The following is a 19,929-nucleotide window of genomic DNA, read 5'->3' as shown; positions in this document are numbered from 1 at the left end:
GGTAGCGAAATTCCTTGTCGGGTAAGTTCCGACCTGCACGAATGGCGTAACGACTTCCCCGCTGTCTCCAACATCGACTCAGCGAAATTGAATTGCCTGTCAAGATGCAGGCTTCCCGCGGTTAGACGGAAAGACCCCGTGCACCTTTACTACAGCTTCGCACTGGCATCAGGCACAACATGTGCAGAATAGGTGGTAGGCTTCGAAGCAGGGACGCCAGTTCCTGTGGAGCCTCCTTTGAGATACCACCCTTGTTCTGCTTGATGTCTAACCGCGGTCCGTTATCCGGATCCGGGACCCTGCGTGGCGGGTAGTTTGACTGGGGCGGTCGCCTCCTAAAGAGTAACGGAGGCGCGCGAAGGTTGGCTCAGAGCGGTCGGAAATCGCTCGTTGAGTGCAATGGCAGAAGCCAGCCTGACTGCGAGACTGACAAGTCGAGCAGAGTCGAAAGACGGCCATAGTGATCCGGTGGTCCCGAGTGGAAGGGCCATCGCTCAACGGATAAAAGGTACGCCGGGGATAACAGGCTGATACTGCCCAAGAGTCCATATCGACGGCAGTGTTTGGCACCTCGATGTCGGCTCATCTCATCCTGGGGCTGGAGCAGGTCCCAAGGGTACGGCTGTTCGCCGTTTAAAGAGGTACGTGAGCTGGGTTTAGAACGTCGTGAGACAGTTCGGTCCCTATCTGCCGTGGGTGTAGGATACTTGAGAGGAGTTGCCCCTAGTACGAGAGGACCGGGGTGAACGATCCACTGGTGGACCAGTTGTCGTGCCAACGGCAGTGCTGGGTAGCTATGATCGGACAGGATAACCGCTGAAGGCATCTAAGCGGGAAGCCCCCCTCAAAACAAGGTATCCCTGAGGACCGTGGAAGACCACCACGTCGATAGGCCGGAGATGTAAGCACAGCAATGTGTTCAGTTGACCGGTACTAATTGTCCGATAGGCTTGATTTGATCCAGTAGAAGCCAGACACTTCTACGATCACTCAAAAGCATACACACCAATGTGTACTGACTTGGACAAGATTGTTCCCTGCACCCGCAAAACAATCAAAGCTGCTTTCTCGGTTTGGTGGTCACAGCACAAGTGAAACACCCGATCCCATCCCGAACTCGGAAGTTAAGCACTGTCGCGCCAATGGTACTGCGTCTTAAGACGTGGGAGAGTAGGTCACCGCCAAACCTAGTAAGCAGCTCGTTCTCTCTAAACGATACCAAAACACCAAAACCGCCGCCCGCAACACCGCTGGCGGCGGTCTTGCGTTGGGGGGGTAATGTTCCCGCTCGATGAAGCGAAAACTGATTGGAAGATGCGCCTGAAACGGTGTCGTTGAGCACCACCCCAAGTGCCAATGCACCATATGCAATACCAAAGGATGACAGCGCTTCATAGTAAGCGATCCGGTCGCCTGCTTCAGAATGTTGCGACAGGATGTTCAGTTGGGCTGTGGTGAGCATTTTGGTTCTCTCTATCGTTCTTGTTCAAAATCGGTGGCGCAGGAAAGAAATCGCTCGACATCCTGTTTGATGGCGGCCCAGCGGGGCAGATAGGGGACATGAAAACCTACATTTACGTCAACTTCGGAAGCTCTAAAGCGCATATTACATGTTGGATATCGAGAGACCTCATTCTTGATATGGCACTCGATCGCTGTCACCGGGTTCCCATCAGAACCCGTCCTGAAGTAAACGTTTCTTTCCAGATTCCCCGCGGGCGGCAGCACTTTGGTCAAACCGTATGGACCCGGTGTAACCGGGAACTCTTCCATCGGACGCCTCTCGTCAAAACGCCCACCCATCATCGAGATCATAAGCGAGATAATCTCCCGAAGTTCAATGTAGTCACCGACAAGAAGGCGCCCGTATTGTCGCGCATGGGCGTTGTCAGGTTGGGCGCGATGAATCGCTGATGTCTGAGAGCGCGTTACGGGCAAAAAGTTGTCGAGAATAATGCGAAACAGCTGCGCCGTGTGGTGCACACCTTCCTCGTGATCCGGTTTGTCTTCCAGATAGATCTTTGGAACGCGCATCGGGATCAGCTTGTTTTCAAGATCCATCTCGATGAACCATTCCACCATCGCGTTCTCGCCGCCGAAAAACTGGCAGGGATCGGATGGAGGCGTGTTAAGCAACTCATCAACGGTAAAATTGTTTATGCCTGCCGCGCGCTGTTCCACGCGAGAAACAGGCTTAGAGGATTTGGTTCCAGAATAACCCGCCCCGACCAGCACAAGCGCCAGCATTGATAAGGCAAGAGTTGTGATCAACAACGGGCGGGACAATCTTGAAATGCTCGTGGTTGTCATGTGTGAATGCCTCCGGCCGCAGTCAGCTCGACTAAAGCCATCTTTATCTTGAAGTGCGTCTGATGTGAACGTGGCTTTCCACAACTCCCTCACCCCGCCTCAGCACATCCCAAAAACCGTTCCACCCGTGCCTGAACATCCGCCCAGATCGGCAGAAGGTCGGTGCTGTAATCCAGCACCACGTCAACGCCGCTGGTGCGCAGTTGATGGGTGCAGGTCGGGCGGGGTGTGGTTTCAAGTGTCATGCACTCGATGAAGGCGTGGGGGCTTTGGTCGGGGTGCAAGGCGGCAAAGCTGGTGCGTGGTGCCGGGGTTGTGCCAACAAGGGGAACCAATCCAACGTCGTTTGGTGTTGCTGTCATCGACAAGGTTTCCAGCCGTTCGGAAATGTCAGGGAAGTCGCTGATCAGCATGGTGATGAACGCGGTCTGGGCGTCGTTTCCTTGCCGGCTGGCGGATAGCCGGAGTGCCTGCGCGCGGCTGACGGGCAGGAAGTTCCCAACCATGACCCGCAGCAGAAGTGACCCGTGCCGCAGCCCGCTTTGCTGGTCGGCGCGGTCTTCCAGATAGGCGCGGGGCAGGCTGAGCTGCACCTCGCCCTCGGCGCCCATATCGATATAGAGCACCACAAAATCCGCATCATCAGTGAACATGTGACAGGGATCCATTGCAGGTGTTCTTAGAAGCGTCTCATAGCTGACCGCACGCGCAGGCGGGGTATTGGCGAGCACGACAAGAGCAGCGAAAAACAGGGCGCAACATGACTTCACCCCTTAACTATGCGCCTGTTGCGAGGTTTCGGCAAATCGTGTGGCTGGGCGCCGTCATTCCGCTGGAACAGAGACGCGGAATTGCAACGTCTCCAACCCTGGATTCACGGGCACGATGTCGCCGTTCGATCGATGATCGAGCGATACGCTATAGCGCATCCCATCCGGCCGTTCATACCCGGCGTCAATGCCTGACCTAAACTCGATCGGGTGCCCCATCACAGGGCCGTCGCCGCGCAGCCAGATGCCGGGCATGAATGAGAGCTGTGCAAATGATCTGTCGCCCCACAGATGAAATACATTTACGGCGCCCAGACCGATCCAGATATCGCCCTGACTGTCCACCGAGGCCCCGATTGTCGGCTGAAAAGGTCCATAGCTGAGCGGAAGATCATGGCGATAGTACGCCTCAGCGCCGATGGAATCTGCTTCGAAAATCAACCCACCTGCGGATGCAACATGGCGCGCCACGGTGGATACGGGTTTTACACAGCCGGTGTTGCAGTGGTTGACCCACATATCGATCAAACCTGTCAGCAGAAACAACACTGCGAGTGTGCCATCCATCGTGTATCCTTCCATATTCTCAGATAGTTACCTGTTCAAAGCAGCAATGTCACGAGCCAGTAGAGGTATCGCCATTTGTTCAGATTTTTTTACCGATTGCGCTTGTAGTCCTGAAATCAGCGGCCTATATACACCGCATTGGCGCGGGATGGAGCAGCCCGGTAGCTCGTCAGGCTCATAACCTGAAGGTCGTAGGTTCAAATCCTACTCCCGCAACCAATGAAGCCGAAACCCCGCCCGTAAAATGGCGGGGTTCGTCGTTCTTAGGTGCCGAGAACGACCAATATATCTGCCACGAAGGCTATGCCTACATGCAGTTTTGCCGGATTTGTCAATCCAAAGCCCAATGATACCCAAACGCTGATGCGTGTAAGATCACTGAGAATAATACGAAGACGCCCGCCAGGTTGCTCGCAACATTGCCAAGACCCGTCAGTACGAAATCTCGATGATCCTCCGTAAGTTGGCCAATTCTTCTCTGCATCGCAGCAAGCCCACAAAGCGTGATAAGAAAGGTGCTTGCGCGACACTCAGAACGCACTTTGTGCGCTCGTAACGCGTAGCTTTCACCCTTGAATGGCGAACGCCAACTTTTGCTGCAAATGTAAAACTTCATTCAATATCTGCGGAAGTAGTCCTTCAACAGCGAGGTTGCCCTGCGAACATAGGACAACTTCGATGCTTGTAGATCTGGCACAACTGTCCAGACCTAAGTAGCGATGAGCGACACTTGCGACTGACCTGAGATCAGAAGAGTTCAATTTCTCTTAGAGAAACTGTCACACCTGATGGCGGTCTATTGCGTGTGTTTGGCTGGTATGACAACGAAAGGGGCTTTTTACATCGGATATGGGATGCGTCGAAGATGGTTGCAAACGCGGTTCAAAGTCACAGGAAATCGGTGTTCCAAGCCGAAACTCGGCGTTGATTGACGTGTGGGCAATTGTCCACACCCAACTCTATTATGCAGAGAACGTGAACAATGGTTAATCTGTCTGTTGTTTAGGTAGAGCTTTCTTATTAACAATTCCTAAAGCAAGTAGTTTTTGGCGTGCAAAGGTGTGTTTTGTAGTTGGCCGTCGCCACTACTACCCAGTTGGACCGAAGAGAAGCCAGCAGAAAAACGCGCAGTTTCGAGGTTGTGAGCAGATGAATGAGTCCCGTGATAGACAGACGAGTAATCGGCTTGGACCCGTCATCCGTGCAGCCGCAGCGATAAAGACTGCCCTGCTTGCTATCTTCATGGTCGCGTCGTTCGCGGGTGAAGCGGATGCGTCCGACTTTACCCTTACCTCCGTGCCCAACAACTTCACTGCTATTCTTGAAGACGGCAACGGCAACTCCATCACAGTCACAGTTTCGCCTCAGAACACGTCCTGCGCCAGTATTAGTGGTGCTGGCCGCATTACGCTGTTTCCGAGTCAGTTCAACTCTGCGTGTAACCGTTCCGCGATTATGACCTATACAACGAATGGGTTTCTGCTGGATCGGGCCATCTTCGAAGATATTGACGATATGGACGGCACAGCGCCACGGGATTCCTTTGCAGCAAACGTGCCGGGCACATGGACTTCACCTACCATCGAGATTTACCCGCTGGTCGGACCGCGCCCCCCTTGGCTGTCAGCCGCCGACGATCAGCGCGGCCGATTGATCGCCTCGGGCGCCGTCGGAAGCTTCTTGGCAAACGCCAGCGGTAATAACCCGACAAATGAGTCTGCGACTTTCACGTTGGATACGCCGGCCACATCTTTCTCGATCATCATGGATGATGTTCAGGGTGCACGAAATGCGCGTGTTCAATTTTCGCTCGCGTCCATCACCGTCGATATTTCACCTGAGCTTACGCTCGAGAAGGTTGTTGATAACTCGCTTGGCGGGTCCGCTGTGCCGGGTGACTTCACCTTGTCTTACACAAACGGCAGCACAGCATCCGGCAGCGGTGTCACCGGGTCTGCCGCTGTCACCGATGTCACGGTGCCGGTTGGCACATACACGATTTCAGAAACCGATGACCCGAACTATGCCTTAACGGCCACCTGTTCGGGCGGGGCGGACAGCAATCCGCTGGATGGTCTGGCTTTGGGGGATGCCGAGGATGTGACCTGCGTTCTGACCAACACCTTTGTTCCCGCCCCCGAACTGGAGGTGACCAAGACCGTCCCGGCGACCAATCTGTCAAACCCACCATCGGTGGGTGACACGATTGCCTATCAGGTTGTGGTTGAGAATACCGGCAACGTGGACATCTCGGGTGTGGCGCCCGTCGATACCGGCCCGACCTTTAACGGAAGCGCCCATGCGGGTGCCGACCTGATCTGGGTGGCGGGCGGCAGCACGACGCTGGCACCGGGCGATACGACCACGTACACGGCGACCTATACTTTGGTGGCGGCAGATGTGGCGGCGTTGACCAGTGCGGCCGATCCGACGAACGCAATAGCCAACAGCGCGACAGCAACCGGCACGCCTGCAAACGGAACGCTGCCCCCCGTGACGCCCAGCACGGCCACGACCGGATACAGCGCCGCGCCGGGTTTGAGTGTTGCCAAGTCCGTGCCAGCTACCAACCTGTCGACACCGCCAACGGCGGGCGACACGATTAACTATCAGGTGGTGATTACCAACAGCGGCAACGTGGATGTGTCTGGCGTGGCCCCGGTTGATACCGGCCCGACCTTTGATGGTGCCGCCCATGCGGGTGCAGATCTTAGCTGGACGACGGGCGACAGCACGACGCTGGCCCCCGGCGCCTCGGCGACGTTCACGGCGACCTATACCTTGGTGGCGGCAGATGTGACGGCGCTGACGGGTGCCGCAGACCCGACCAACGCGATTGCCAACAGCGCAAGTGCGACCGGCACACCGACCTCTGGCAGTTTGCCGCCGGTGACGCCAAGCACAGCGACGACGGGTTATGCCGCCGCGCCCGGTATGAGCGTGGCAAAAAGTGTCGCTGCCACCAACCTGTCCACCCCACCCGTTGCGGGCGACACGATTGAATACGAGGTGGTCGTCACCAACACCGGCAATGTAAACATCGACGGGGCAACGCCGGTCGATACCGGGCCGACCTTTGACGGCAACGCTCATGCCGGGACGGATCTGTTCTGGTTTACGGTTGGCAGCACAACGCTGGTGCCGGGTGAGGCTAAGACCTACTTCGCGACCTATACGCTTGTGGCCGCCGATGTCGCTGCTTTGACCAGCGCAGCAGACCCGACCAATGCGATTGCCAACAGCGCGACGGGCACCGGCACGCCGACCTCTGGCAGCTTGCCTCCGGTGACGCCCAGCACCGCGACGACGGGCTATGCCGCCGCGCCGGGACTGAGTGTCGCCAAGTCCGTTCCCGCGACCAACCTGTCCAATCCGCCCTTAATAGGCGATACAATCGACTATCAGGTTATCGTGACGAACAGCGGCAATGTGGATATCACGGGCGTGGCCCCTGTGGATACCGGCCCGACCTTCGATGGCAACGCCCATGCGGGTGCTGATCTGGTTTGGACGACCAGCGACAGCACGACGTTGGCCCCCGCAGGCACCGCGACCTTCACCGCGACCTATACTCTGGTGGCGGCGGATGTGGTGGCGCTGACCACGGCGGCGGATACGGCGACGGCGATTGCCAACAGCGCAACCGCAACCGGCACGCCGGTCAGTGGCAGCCTGCCTCCCGTTACGCCCGGTACGGCGACCACGGGCTATACTGCAGCGCCCGGCATCAATGTCGAAAAGACAGCAGACACATCGGGGTTCAGCACGCCGGTGACAGCGGGCGATCAGATCGTCTTTACCATTCAGGTCGCCAACACCGGCAATACGGCGCTGACCAATGTGTCGCTGAATGACAGTCTAACCCGGCGCGATGGCGCGACGCTGACCTTGTCGGTTCCCGGTACGCCCAGCTCCGGCGATGGGGGTGTGCCTGGCACGCTCGATATCGGCGAGACGTGGGAATATCAGGCGACTTATACGCTGGTGCAGGATGACATCAACGCGGGAGGGGTTGAAAACACCGTGACCGGCACGGCGGATGTGCCGGGTGGCGGGACCGTGTCGGATGTCTCGGACGATGGCGATGATGGGGACGGCAACACCACCGACGACCCGACCGAAGTGTATATTGCGGCAACGCCAACGATCACCTTGGCGAAAAGCCTTGCCGCTGGCAGCCCCAACCCGTTTGATACGGTCGGGCAGGTGCTGGCCTATGAATTCCTTGTCACCAACACCGGCAATGTGTCGATCACCGCGCCGGTCACAATTGACGACCCCCTGATCGCAGGGCAGGGCACCGGACCGGTCAGTTGCCCAACCGGCCCGATCCTACCGACCGCCAGCATCACCTGCACTGGAAGCTATCAGGTCACACAAGACGACCTGAACGCAGGGCAGGTCGTGAACGCGGCCACCGCCAGTGTCACCCAGCCGGTTGTGCCGGTAACCCCCGGCGGGCCAACATCAGTGACCGCGACTGATGGGCCGTCAGGTGTCACAGTTCCGGCAGACACGACGCCATCCATCAGCTTTGGCAAGGCGTTGGCACCCACATCAGCGCTGACCTATGCGGCGGTTGGCGATCAGCTGACCTATGAATTCACCGTCACCAATGACGGCAACATCACTTTGGATGGGCCGTTCACCGTGGATGACGACCAGATCGGCAATGGTCTGGCCTGCGGCACCGGCCCGCTTTTGCCCGGCGCAAACGTGACCTGCACCCATGTCTGGACCGCCGCGCAGGAGGATCTGGACGCGGGATCAGTGACCAATATCGCGTCCGCTGCGACAACGCAGGGTGGCAGCCCGGTTCAGTCGCCAACCGACACGCTGACGGTCAATGCCTCGACCAGCCCCGCGCTGACGGTTGACAAAACGCTGCTATCCGCCACGCCGGACGTGTTCGATGAAGGCACCGTGCTGAGCTATCAGTTCGAGGTGACGAACACCGGCAACGTCACCATCGACGGGCCAATCACCATCACCGACAACAAGGCCACGGGTATCACCTGTGCGCCGTTGACCAATGGAGAATTGCTGCCCACCGAAAACGTCATCTGCACCGGTTCCTATACGATGGTTGCGGGCGATGTGGGCTTTGGGTCCGTCACCAACGTCGCCACCGCGACGGGTGATTATAACGGCACCCCCGTCACGTCGCCGTCTGATGATGCGATTTATCCGGTCAGCGCGACGCCTGCCATCTCGTTGACCAAGGACAGTGACCCGACCGATGTGACCTTTGCGGCAGCGGGCGACGTTATTACCTATTCCTATGAAATCACCAACGGTCCGACCGTCGCCCTGTCGGAAGACATCTCGATTGATGATGACAAGATCGGCGCGCCTTTCGTGTGTTACGATGCGTCGGTCAGTGGTGTGTTTGGGGTGAATGAAACCGCGACCTGTACCGCGCAATATACCGTCACCCAAGCTGATGTGGACGCGGGCGAGGTGACGAACATCGCCGTCGGGTCGACCACTTTCGCGCCGGGCACGCCGGATGAAACGCTGGTATTGTCAGGACAGGCCACCAAGACCGTCCCGGCAGATACCGATCCGTCGCTGTCGATTGCCAAGACCATCTCGAACGGCCCGCAACCTGCCGCCGCGGGTGATGTGATCGAATTCACCATCACCGCGACCAATGACGGCAACCAGACCATCGCAAACGCGGCAGTGAGCGACCCGGATGTGGCCGCGCTGACCTGCACCCATCTTGGGTCGACCGTCACCGGGCCTGTCACCCTGTTGCCGACCGAGACGATCACATGCGTTGGTGACTATACCGTGACGCAAGGCGACATTGATGCGCAAAGCAAGATCAACATCGCAAACGTGTCTGGCACCGATCCCACCGGGGCGACGGTGTCGGTCGACGGGCAGGTGACTGTTGCGCTGGTGGACAATACCGCAGCGCTTGAGTTGGAAAAAACCGTCACGCCTGCAGTGGCCCCCGGCACGCCGGTGTTCACACAGGCAGGCGATACCGTCACCTTCTCGGTTCTGGCGCGCAACACGGGCAACGTGTCGCTGGAAAATGTGGTGATCACCGATGACCTTCCCGTGACGCCCACAAGCTGCGCGGTGGGCGATCTAGCCGTCGGGCAGGCGCTAACCCTGTGCACCTTTACCTATACCGTGACGCAAGATGACGTGGATGCCGTGAACGGAGCCGCCCCGACCTATGGCGGGTTCACCAACATCGCGCGTGCCACGGCCAATGACGTGACACCCGATGCCACGCCGATCACTGCGCAAGACGACGTGTTCGTGCGCGGCCCGGATCAAGCGCCCAGCTTCTCGCTTGCCAAATCGGCAGATGCGGCGCAGATCGCATCCGTTGGGCAGGTGGTGAATTACAGCTATCTTGTGACCAACACGGGCAATATCACCCTGACCGCTTTGCCGGTCGTGGCCGATGACAAGATCGCCAGCGTGACGTGTCCCGCGCTGCCGGGAGGCGAACTTGCACCGGGTGACGAGCTGACCTGCACTGGCAGTTATACGGTGACGCAGGCCGACCTGAACGCAGGCAGCCTGACCAATATTGCGCGCGTCTCCTCGCCCGAGGTGCCGCTGCCTGCCTCGCCGGGGCCAGAGACGGACACCGTGACCTTGCCCGCCAACCGCACTGCGTCGGTGGATTTCACAAAAACGGCCTCGATCACGTCAGGCGCGGCTGTTGGCGATGTGATCACCTATACCTATAGCGCGACCAACACCGGCAATGTGACGCTGACCGATGTGGCGGTCAGCGACCAGCACACAAGCGCGGCGGGCACTGTTGCGCTGAGCGTCGGTGGTGATGCGATTGATACGGATGTCGCACCCTCCGGAGACAGCACGGATGCCGCCGCCAATGGCAGCTGGGATACCCTTGCGCCGGGCGACAGCATCACCTTCACCGCCAGCTATACGGTCACGCAGGCCGACGTGAACCAGCAGGGATCGCTGGACAACACGGCGAGGTTGACGGCCACACCGCCCGCAGGGCTTCCCCCTGTTGACGAAACCGACGGGCTGTCGATCCCGGTCACCGCCCCGACGCCGGGGATCACCGCGCTGAAGACGCTGGCGACCGGTGGTCTGTCTTCGCCCCCTGTGGCGGGCGAGACACTGGATTACACCATCACCGTCACCAACTCGGGCAATCAGGATCTGAGCAACATCAGCCTGATCGACGTGTTCCAACGGCTTGACGGATCGACCATCACCCCCGCCGCCCCGCCGCAATATGTCAGTGGCGATGTTGGCACGGCCAATGTGCTGGATGTGGGCGAGGCATGGACCTATTCCTTCCAACACGTTCTGACGCAGGCGGATATCGACGCAGGTGGCGTTAGCAACCAAGCCACCGCGCGCGGCCAGTCGCCCAGCAATGCGCTGGTGTCGGATGCATCCGACGACGGCAACCCGGCCAATGGAGATGACAACCCGACCGTCTTGCCAATCGCCGTGACCCCGGGGATCGAGGGGCAGAAAACCCTGTCTTCCGGCAGCGGCGTGCTGGGCAGTCAGCTCGTCTTCCTGATCGAAGTGACGAATACCGGCAACGTGACGCTGACCAGCACCGGCATTCAGTCCGACACGCTGACGCGGGTGGACGGCACACCGCTGACGCCCTCGGCCGCGTCGTTTGTCGGGTCCACGCAGGGGTCTGGCGCAGGCACTCTGTTGCCCGGCGAGGTTGCCAGCTACGAGGTTCGCTATACGCTGATCCAAGAGGATATTGACGGCGGCGGCGTGCGCAACAGCGCGACCGTCACCGGCACCCCGCCCAGTGGCGTGCCGATCACCGATGTGAGTGATGATGGCGACGATGGGGACGGCAACACCACCAATGACCCGACCGAGGTTTTGATCACCCCGACCCCGGCGCTGTCGATGGTCAAGACGGTTGGGGCGGGATCGTCCAACCCCTATGACACCGTCGGCCAGCAGATTAACTACGACTTCGTGGTCACCAATGACGGCAATGTCACTCTGACCGACCCGATCACCATCGCGGATGATTTGATTGATGGGGCAGGGGGCAGTGTCACCTGTGATCCGCTGCCAGCCGGTGGGTTGATCCCGACTGCGACGCTGAATTGTGCCGGGTCTTACACGGTGACGCAGGACGATATCGACAACGGGTCGGTGACCAATACGGCGACGGCCTCCAGCGGGGCGACGACATCGGCACCTGACAGCGTGACGGTGCCGGCCGGTCAGACCGATGCGCTGACCTTGTTGAAAGTGGCAGACCCGGTGCCCGGCCCCGAATTCTTCGTCGGTGCCACGGCGACCTATACCTATACGCTGACCAATACGGGCAACACGACGCAGGTCGGGCCGTTCAGTATCGACGATAACCTGGTTGATGCGGGTGACATTACCTGCCCTGTCCCTGCGGGGAACGAACTTGCGCCGGGGGATGATCTGGTCTGCACCGGCACCTATACGGTCACCGCGACCGATGTGGATCTGGGATCGGTGACCAACCTTGCGACGGGCAGTTCGTCCACGACGACCTCGCCCCTGACGTCTGAGACCATTCCCGACCAAGGCGTTGCCGCTTTGTCGATCGACAAGCAACTGGTCGCGGGCCCGGACTTCTCCGAAGTGGGCGATGTGATCGGCTATCAGTTCATCGTGACCAACAGCGGCACCCGGACCCTGATCGACCCGATCATCGTGCGCGACAGCATTCTGGGCGACATAACATGCTGGACCCCGACCCCCCCCAGCGACCCGGATTTCCAAGCCGGGGAAGAGGCGATCTGTGTCGGTGACTATGTTGTGACGCAGCCCGATCTGGATCGTGGTTTCGTCTTTAACGAGGCTTACGCCGAAACGACCTATGGCCCTGGTGACACGCCAGTGGTCAGCCCGCCGGACAGTGTGACGGTGGATGGCGACCTGGTGCCGGATCTGACACTGACCAAAGCGGCGGCAACTTTGCCGGTGACGGCGGTTGGGCAGTCGCTGACCTATACGCTGATCGCCGAGAACACGGGCAACCAAACCCTGACGAATGTGTCGATCTCCGATCCGTTCGTGCCCGGCCTTCCCTGCTCGACGGCAACACTGGCGCGTGGAACAACGCTGCAATGCACCTTCCCCTATACGGTCACGCAGGCGGATATCGACAGCGGCACCCTGTCAAACCGCGCTGATGTCACGGCGCAGAACCCGCAAGGCGCGCCTGTGACCACCTTTGCCACGCTGGACATCCCGATGCCCGCCGCCGCCCCGGTGATGGAGCTTGCGAAGGTTGCGACGCCGTCGCCCTTCGGCGCGGCCGGCAGCACGCTGACCTATCAACTGTCAGTCAACAACACCGGCAATGTGACCCTGTCCAATGTTGAGGTGAGCGACCCGATGGGCGGTGGTCAGATTTGCACCATTGCGTCGATTGCGCCGGGCGACACCACAGGCGGGTGCAGCTTTGATGTGACCGTCACCCAAGACATGGTCGATGCAGGCGAGGTTGTGAACAACGCTTCAGCCACCGCGACCGATCCGTCCAACACGCCGGTAAATGACACGGTCGAGTTGACGACCCCCGGCCCGGCCCGCGGCCCCGCGCTTGAGGCGACAAAAGTTGTGCTGGGTGGGCAGTCGGTGGTTGGAGGGTTGGTGGACTACAGCCTGTCCATCGCCAATACCGGCAACGTCACGCTGCGCAATGTGAATGTCGTGGACCAGATGCAGTCACTGCAAGGTGCGGTTACCGCGCTGGATGCGCCCTTTGCGCTGGACCCCGCCAGCGACACCGATAGCGACGGCGAATTGGATGTGGGCGAGGTCTGGACCTACACCGCCTCGGTCACGCTGCGCCAGATTGATCTGAACCATGCAGGGCTGTCCAACCAGGTCACGGTCACAGCCGATGGTCCCGCTGGCAGCGGGCAGGCGACAGATGTGTCTGATGATGGCGATGACAGCGACGGTAACACGGTCGATGATCCCACCATCTTCGATGTGGTCGTGGACCCGCAACTGACTGTCGTGAAAGCCGTATTGACCCCCGGCACACGCGCTGGCGATCAGGTGGTGTTTGAGATTACGGCGACCAACACCGGCAACCAGGACCTGACCGATCTAAGCGCGAGCGACACGCTGCTGCGCGCCGATGGCACGCCGATCCCGGCAACCGCCACGCCACTGTCTGTGCCCGCGACGCTATCGCCAACCGAGGACGCGGTTTGGCGCGTGACCCACACGCTGACCCAAGCGGATGTGGACGCAGGCGGTTTGCGCAACAGCGCGGTCGTCAGCGGCCTGTCGCCCGACAACTCTCCGGTCAGCGACCTGTCTGCCGATGATGACCCGCTGGACGGCAACAACACCGACGACCCGACCGAGATGCTGATCGCGCCCGCACCGGGGATGGAGGTCATCAAGCGTGAAGTCTCTGCCGGAACTGCGGCAGGTGAGTCGGTTGTTTACGAGGTAACAGTTGAAAACACCGGTAACGTGACGCTGACGGGTATCGCGCTGGCGGACCAACTGACCGCCATTGATGGGACCGACCCGCGCGCCCTGACGCCGGTCTTCACCGGCGCGGATGGCACGCCGCCGTCACCGGCTGGCACATTGCTGCCGGGCGAGACTGCGACCTATGACGTGTCCCACGTGTTGACGCAGGATGATGTAAACAAGGGCGGGGTGATCAACGTAATCACTGCAAGCGCGGCGACTCCGCTTGGCGGGTCGACCTCGGATGTGTCCGATGATGACGGGGTAGGGACGGATGACCCAACCGTCACACCGATCGCCGCCGCCCCTGCGCTGGATGTGACAAAAACCGCCGGAGCGCCCTCGCGACTGTTCCACACGGTTGAGCAATCGACCTTCACCATCACTGTGACCAACACCGGCAACATCACCCAGACGGGCATTCAGGTGGAGGACGATCTGGTGACGTTCCTTGCGCCCGCAACGCTGTTGTCCGCCGACTATCCAGTCACGACCACGGCGGCGGATTTCACCAACGGGGCCGCTAGCGCAACCTTTGATGGGGTCGGCGACACAGCCCTTCTGTCCGGCGATCCGACGCTGGAGCCGGGCGAAACCGGCACGATCACCATCACCATGGTCTATTCCACCGCAAACGGTTTCCCCACCGCGCCGAACACGGCCAGTGCGACCTCGACCCAGTTGACCACGCCCAGCATCGGGCAGGGACCGCTGACGCCGAATGACAATGACGGCGACGGGATCCCGGATTATCAGGATTTTGACCCGACCGGCTATTTCTATTGCGAACAGGACGGGTCTGTTCTGACAGGCGGTCAGGTCAGCATCTCGGGTGGCGGATTCACGCAAACCGGTGTGGGGACCAACGGGCCGATTGTCGTCACAGATGACGGGTCGGACGGGTTCTATCAATTCTTTGTCACTGCACCGGGGACATACACGCTGGCGGTGACCTATCCGCCGATTGGCACGCCATCGACGACGCGCTCGCCCGGCGGAACGCTGGATATGACCACGCTGTTGCCAGCCAACCCGGCGTTCATCGGGTCGGGCACAACGGCCGACGGATTAACGCTGACCGACTATTCGGCCGGGGGCAATCCGTTCTACTTCACTTTTGATATCGAAGCGGGCGATCCCGAGGTTCAGAACAACAACATCCCGTTGATGGATTGCCGCCCCAGCGTGCCGCTTGTCGCCACCAAGGCGGCAGACCGCGACACGGCGGTGTTCGGCGAAACCGTGAATTTCACCCTGACGTTTGAGAATTTGTCCGGCGCGACGTTCCGCGACACGCGGCTGGTGGACGAGCTTCCGCCGGGCTTGCTGTATACCCCCGGCACCGCACGGGTGAACGGCACGGCGTTGGAGCCGAACGTGACTGGCCGCCAGTTGCGCTGGATCGAAACACTCAGCGCGTCAGAGAAGGTGACGATCACCTTTGCCGCCCGCATTGCATCGCGCGGCAACTTCGGCACGCTGACCAACCGCACATGGGCGCAGGATGCCAACGGAAACGTACTGTCGAATGTCGCAATGGCCGATATAGAAATCCGGCCTGAACATGTGTTCGATTGCTCGGATGTGATCGGCAAGGTGTTCGACGACAAGAACCGCAATGGTTATCAGGATGGGCCGGGCACGTTGCCCGAGGCGATCCTTGACGACAACATCTATGACGGCAGCAAAGGCAAGCTTGCCCCGACAATTGAACGCCCCAACACGACCGAGCTGGGCTTGCCGGATGTGCGCCTTGTGTCGCCCAATGGCACAATCATCACGACCGATGATTACGGCCGCTTCTCGGTCCCCTGTGCAGCACTTCCCCGCACGATCGGGTCGAACTTCATGCTGAAGCTCGACAAGCGCAGCTTGCCCACGGGCTATCGCGTCACCACGGAAAACCCGCGGGTGATCCGCCTGACACCGGGCAAGATCGCCAAGCTGAATTTCGGTGCCGCGATTGGCAATGTGGTCGATATCGACCTGACCCGTGCAGCCTTCGCCAACGGAACGACGCAGCCAAGCACGGGGCTTGCGCAAGCTCTGAGCGCGCTGGTCAACCAGATCAGTGACAAAGAAACAGCGATCGAGCTGACTTATGTGCTTGACGCGGGCGAAGATGCGGCCACGGGACGCGCACGTCTGAGGGCCATCAAGCAGGTGCTTGAACGCCAGTGGCACGGAAACTATCGCCTTGATGTGGGCACCAATGTGGTGCGCAAACAATGAGCGCGGTGAGGTATAAGATGATGTATCGATTGACCAAATTCACCTTGGCCTGTAGCGCATCTGTGCTGGCGCTGATTGGAGCTGCACGCGCGCAGGACGGGTTCAGCATCACCATCAACGACGAACAATTCGCAGGCGATCCGGCGGTGCAATCTGCGACCCGAAAGATTGACCAGTCGCTTGCCGCCGCCGATGTGCAGGTCAAGTTCGACGGGCTTGGTGTGGTGCCGCGCCTGACGCTTTTGGTGCTGAACGACACGCCGCCCAAAGCTGGTGAAACCGTCTCGGTGCGCAGCGAGCTGAACTATCCCGCCTTCGTCACCCGTGCCGAAGTGCGCGTGGTCGACCCAAACGCCCTTGGCGGCGCGCGCACGGTTCTAGTGGTGCCGATTGCGCCAAATGGCGACACAGGTTTCACCATGCCGGACGGACGCGATCTTCTGGTCGTGCACCGCGTTTATGACCAGTTCGGACGCTTCGATGAAACCAACCCGATCAACATTGCGCCGCTATCCGACGGCAGTGCGGAAACCACTGAAGCCGAGGCGGGCGTGGACAATGCCGCGCGCCGCCGCATCCCCGTGCGCGGCGGTGCCGTGACCGTCAGCGGCAGCAGCGTTGCCCCCGGTGCCACGGTGCAAACCCTTGGCGAACAAGTCAAAGCCGACCGTTCGGGCAGCTTCGTCATTCAGCGTATCCTGCCTCCCGGCGACCACCCGGTCGGCGTGCGTGTTGAAGGGGCTGCACCGGCGTATATCGAACGCGAAATCTCGATCCCCAACACCGAATGGTTTGGGACGGGGCTGATTGACCTGACCTTCGGGCGCAAGCTTCAGGGTGGGGTAGGGGCCGCAGGTGGCTCGTTTGATCGCGACTATGGCTATGGGCGGATCGCGGGTTATATCACCGGCAAGACCGCGACCGGTTGGGATGTGACCGCGCGGATCGACACGGGCGAAGACGAGTTCAAGAACCTGTTCAGCGGGCTGGACAAGAAAGACCCGCAATCGCGGTTGCGCCGGATGCTGATCGAAGACGGCTATCCGACCTATGGCGATGACAGCACGCTGATCGACGGTGCGCCGTCGGATGGCAAGATTTACCTGAAACTGGCCAAGGATGGCAGCCACATCCTGTGGGGCAATTACAAAAGCCAGATCGAAAACAGCACTTATCTGCGCAATGAACGCACGCTGTATGGCGCGCAGGCGCTGTATCGGTCGCAGGCGCAAACCCGCAACGGTGAAAGCCGTCTGGCCGCCGAAATCTACGCCGCCAGCCCCGACCGTCTGCCCGGACGCGAGTATTTCGACGGCACCGGTGGGTCGATCTATTTTCTGACGCGCGATGATCTGACGCTGGGGTCTGAAACCGTCTCGGTCGAGTTGCGCGACAAACGCACGGGGCGGGTGATTGCCACGACGCAGCTTGTCTATGGCGTGGATTACGAGATTGATTATAGCCAGGGCGTCGTCACCCTTTCCTCGCCCCTGAGCGGTTTTGGTACGTCCAGAAACCTGATCACGGAACCGGGCGGCGATCAGGTTCTGCGCCTTGCCGTGCAATATGAATACACCCCCAGCGCAACTGAGATCGACGGCGTTTCTTATGGTGGCCGGGTGGAAAACTGGGTCAGCGACAACGTGCGCGTGGGCCTGACCGGCATGGTCGAACAGACCGACATTGCCGACCAAACCGCGATTGGTGGCGATGTGCGTCTACAATTCGGCGAAGACAGCTTTGTCGAGGTCGAATACGCCGAAACCAAGGGACCGGGTTTTGGCTCGTCGATCAGCTCGGACGGTGGGTTGATCGTGACGACCTCGACCACCGCTGGCACCGTGGGCGGCACCGGCGAGGCATGGCGCCTGCGCGGACAGGCCGAGTTTGCCGTTCTGGGTGTAGATATGCCCGGCCGCGCAACCGGCTATTATGAAAAACGTAGCGCGGGCTTTTCGACGCTGGACTACCAGATCGTCAATGACGAAGAGCTTTGGGGCGTCACGCTGGAGGTTGAACCGACCGAGCGGCTTGCCTTCCGCCTTTACGCCGATGACTACAAGGACAGCACCGGCAAGACATTGACCGAGGTTGGGGCAGAGCTGACCTTCAAGGCAACCGAGCGGATAACGCTGGATTTCGGGGTCGAGCATCTGGATCAAGTCACCCCCGGTGGCGATGCGGATGAAACCGGAACGCGCACCGACGCGGCGGTTCGTCTGACCTATAAGGTCAGTGATGACTTCAGCTGGCATATATTTGGCCAGCATACGTTAAACCGCGCGGGCGGGCTTTTGCGCAATGACCGGTACGGCGCCGGGGCCAGCCTGCGCTTTGCGGAAAACTGGACAGTCGAAGGCGAAGTGTCCGACGGCACCCTTGGCATCGGCGGCAAACTGTTGCTGACCTATCAAAGCGATGGCTACGACAGCGCCTATTTCGGCTATGAGCTTGACCCCGGACGAGAGCTGACAGGCATTGATCTGAACGGCTCCGACAGCGGGCGGTTCGTGCTTGGCGGAAAGCGCCAGGTCAGCGATTCAGTCAAGCTTTACGGTGAAAATACCTATGACATCTTTGGCCGTCACCGGTCACTGGTCAGCGCGTATGGCGTCGAATACGCCCATAACGAAGCGCTTAGCTTTTCGGCGGGGTTCGAGACGGGTCGCATCAATGATCGCACCGAAGGTGATTATGACCGCAATGCCTATTCCGTGGGCGTGCTGTATGACGACGGCAACGCGCTGAGCTTTGCGGCCAAGGCCGAATTCCGTCGCGACCGGGGCGTCAGCGCGGGCACGATCCGCGATGCGGACGCGTGGCGGGTCGCAGCATCAGGGCAGTACAAGTTCAACGAAAGCCACCGGCTGGTCTTTTCAGTCGATCACACCAATGTGGAAAGTGTCAGCCCGACGCTGGACAATGGCGTCTATACCGATGCAGTGCTCGGCTATGCCTTTCGCCCGATCGAGCATGACCGGCTCAACCTGCTGTTCCAATACCGCTATTTCCACGATTCGCTTGGGCAGATCGTCGACCAGACTGGCGAACGCGGTCAGCGTCAGGAAAGCCATATTCTGTCGTTTGACGTGGAATATGACCTGAACCGGTTCTGGACGATCGGCGGCAAATTGGGGCTGCGCAAGTCGGTGTCATCACCCAGTGCCGGCGTCGCCTTTCAGCAAAACGATGCAGGTCTGGCGGTCGTGAATGCCCGCTATCACTTTGTGCACAAATGGGACCTTTTGTTCGAAGCCCGCCATCTGGAAGCCAAGCAAGCGGGCCTGTCGGAAACCGCATTCCTTGGGGCTGTTTATCGTCAGATCGGTGACAACGCCAAGATTGGCGTCGGGTATAATTTCGGCAGTTTCAGTGACGATCTGACCGACCTGACCTTTGACGACGAAGGTGTGTTCATCAACGTGATCGCCAAGTTTTAACGGTCACAAGTTGCATTGGTTTCCAATGATTGGGTAGGTTTTGCCGTTGCTTGATCAGCCCTTTTATTCGGTCGATTGGATTGGTTTTTTGATCCTAGTCAGGTACGTGGTGACTCGCGATATGCCCGCAAACAAAG

At 59.7% G+C, this 19,929-nt stretch carries 5 protein-coding genes, 1 tRNA gene, 2 rRNA genes and 1 pseudogene (1 of these 9 only partly in view); 6 read left to right on the top strand and 3 right to left on the bottom strand.

What is annotated here, in order from left to right; genetic code table 11:
• Both MWU51_RS12550 and rrf read left to right on the top strand, forming a co-directional pair.
• A 23S ribosomal RNA gene (locus MWU51_RS12550) occupies positions 1–958 on the top strand (it extends 1,880 nt beyond the left edge of the window).
• A 114-nt stretch (positions 959–1,072) separates the two neighbouring features.
• Positions 1,073–1,187 (top strand): 5S ribosomal RNA (gene rrf / locus MWU51_RS12545).
• 286 nt (positions 1,188–1,473) lie between these two features.
• Here rrf and MWU51_RS12540 read toward each other — a convergent pair.
• From MWU51_RS12540 to MWU51_RS12530, 3 genes are all read right to left on the bottom strand, one after another.
• Positions 1,474–2,310 carry a hypothetical protein gene (locus MWU51_RS12540; RefSeq protein WP_247037593.1) on the bottom strand — a complete coding sequence of 279 codons (837 nt, stop codon included), beginning with the start codon at positions 2,308–2,310 and terminating at the stop codon, positions 1,474–1,476.
• 89 nt (positions 2,311–2,399) lie between these two features.
• Positions 2,400–2,963 carry a hypothetical protein gene (locus MWU51_RS12535; RefSeq protein WP_247037590.1) on the bottom strand — a complete coding sequence of 188 codons (564 nt, stop codon included), beginning with the start codon at positions 2,961–2,963 and terminating at the stop codon, positions 2,400–2,402.
• Positions 2,964–3,134: 171 nt separating this feature from the next.
• Entirely contained in the window at positions 3,135–3,647 is a 513-nt protein-coding gene (locus MWU51_RS12530; protein WP_247037588.1) for an acyloxyacyl hydrolase, read from the bottom strand.
• A gap of 142 nt (positions 3,648–3,789) precedes the next feature.
• Here MWU51_RS12530 and MWU51_RS12525 point away from each other — a divergent pair.
• The 4 genes and pseudogenes from MWU51_RS12525 (at position 3,790) to MWU51_RS12510 (ending at position 19,792) form a co-directional block, all read left to right on the top strand.
• Positions 3,790–3,866, top strand: a tRNA-Met gene (locus MWU51_RS12525).
• A 101-nt stretch (positions 3,867–3,967) separates the two neighbouring features.
• Positions 3,968–4,110 (top strand): annotated as a pseudogene (locus MWU51_RS12520) (IS5/IS1182 family transposase); the annotation flags it as partial.
• A 686-nt stretch (positions 4,111–4,796) separates the two neighbouring features.
• The gene (locus MWU51_RS12515; protein ID WP_247037587.1) at positions 4,797–16,352 is read left to right on the top strand and encodes a hypothetical protein; all 11,556 of its coding nucleotides are present in this window, start codon (positions 4,797–4,799) and stop codon (positions 16,350–16,352) included.
• A 17-nt stretch (positions 16,353–16,369) separates the two neighbouring features.
• Positions 16,370–19,792 carry a DUF481 domain-containing protein gene (locus MWU51_RS12510; protein ID WP_247037586.1) on the top strand — a complete coding sequence of 1,141 codons (3,423 nt, stop codon included), beginning with the start codon at positions 16,370–16,372 and terminating at the stop codon, positions 19,790–19,792.
• Positions 19,793–19,929 lie beyond the last annotated feature (137 nt).

Origin of the sequence: Aliiroseovarius sp. F47248L, from assembly GCF_023016085.1 — a bacterium.
Taxonomy (GTDB): Bacteria; Pseudomonadota; Alphaproteobacteria; order Rhodobacterales; family Rhodobacteraceae; genus Aliiroseovarius.
The sequence above is the reverse complement of the archived record's forward strand: the minus strand, read 5'-3'. Positions and strand labels throughout refer to the sequence as shown.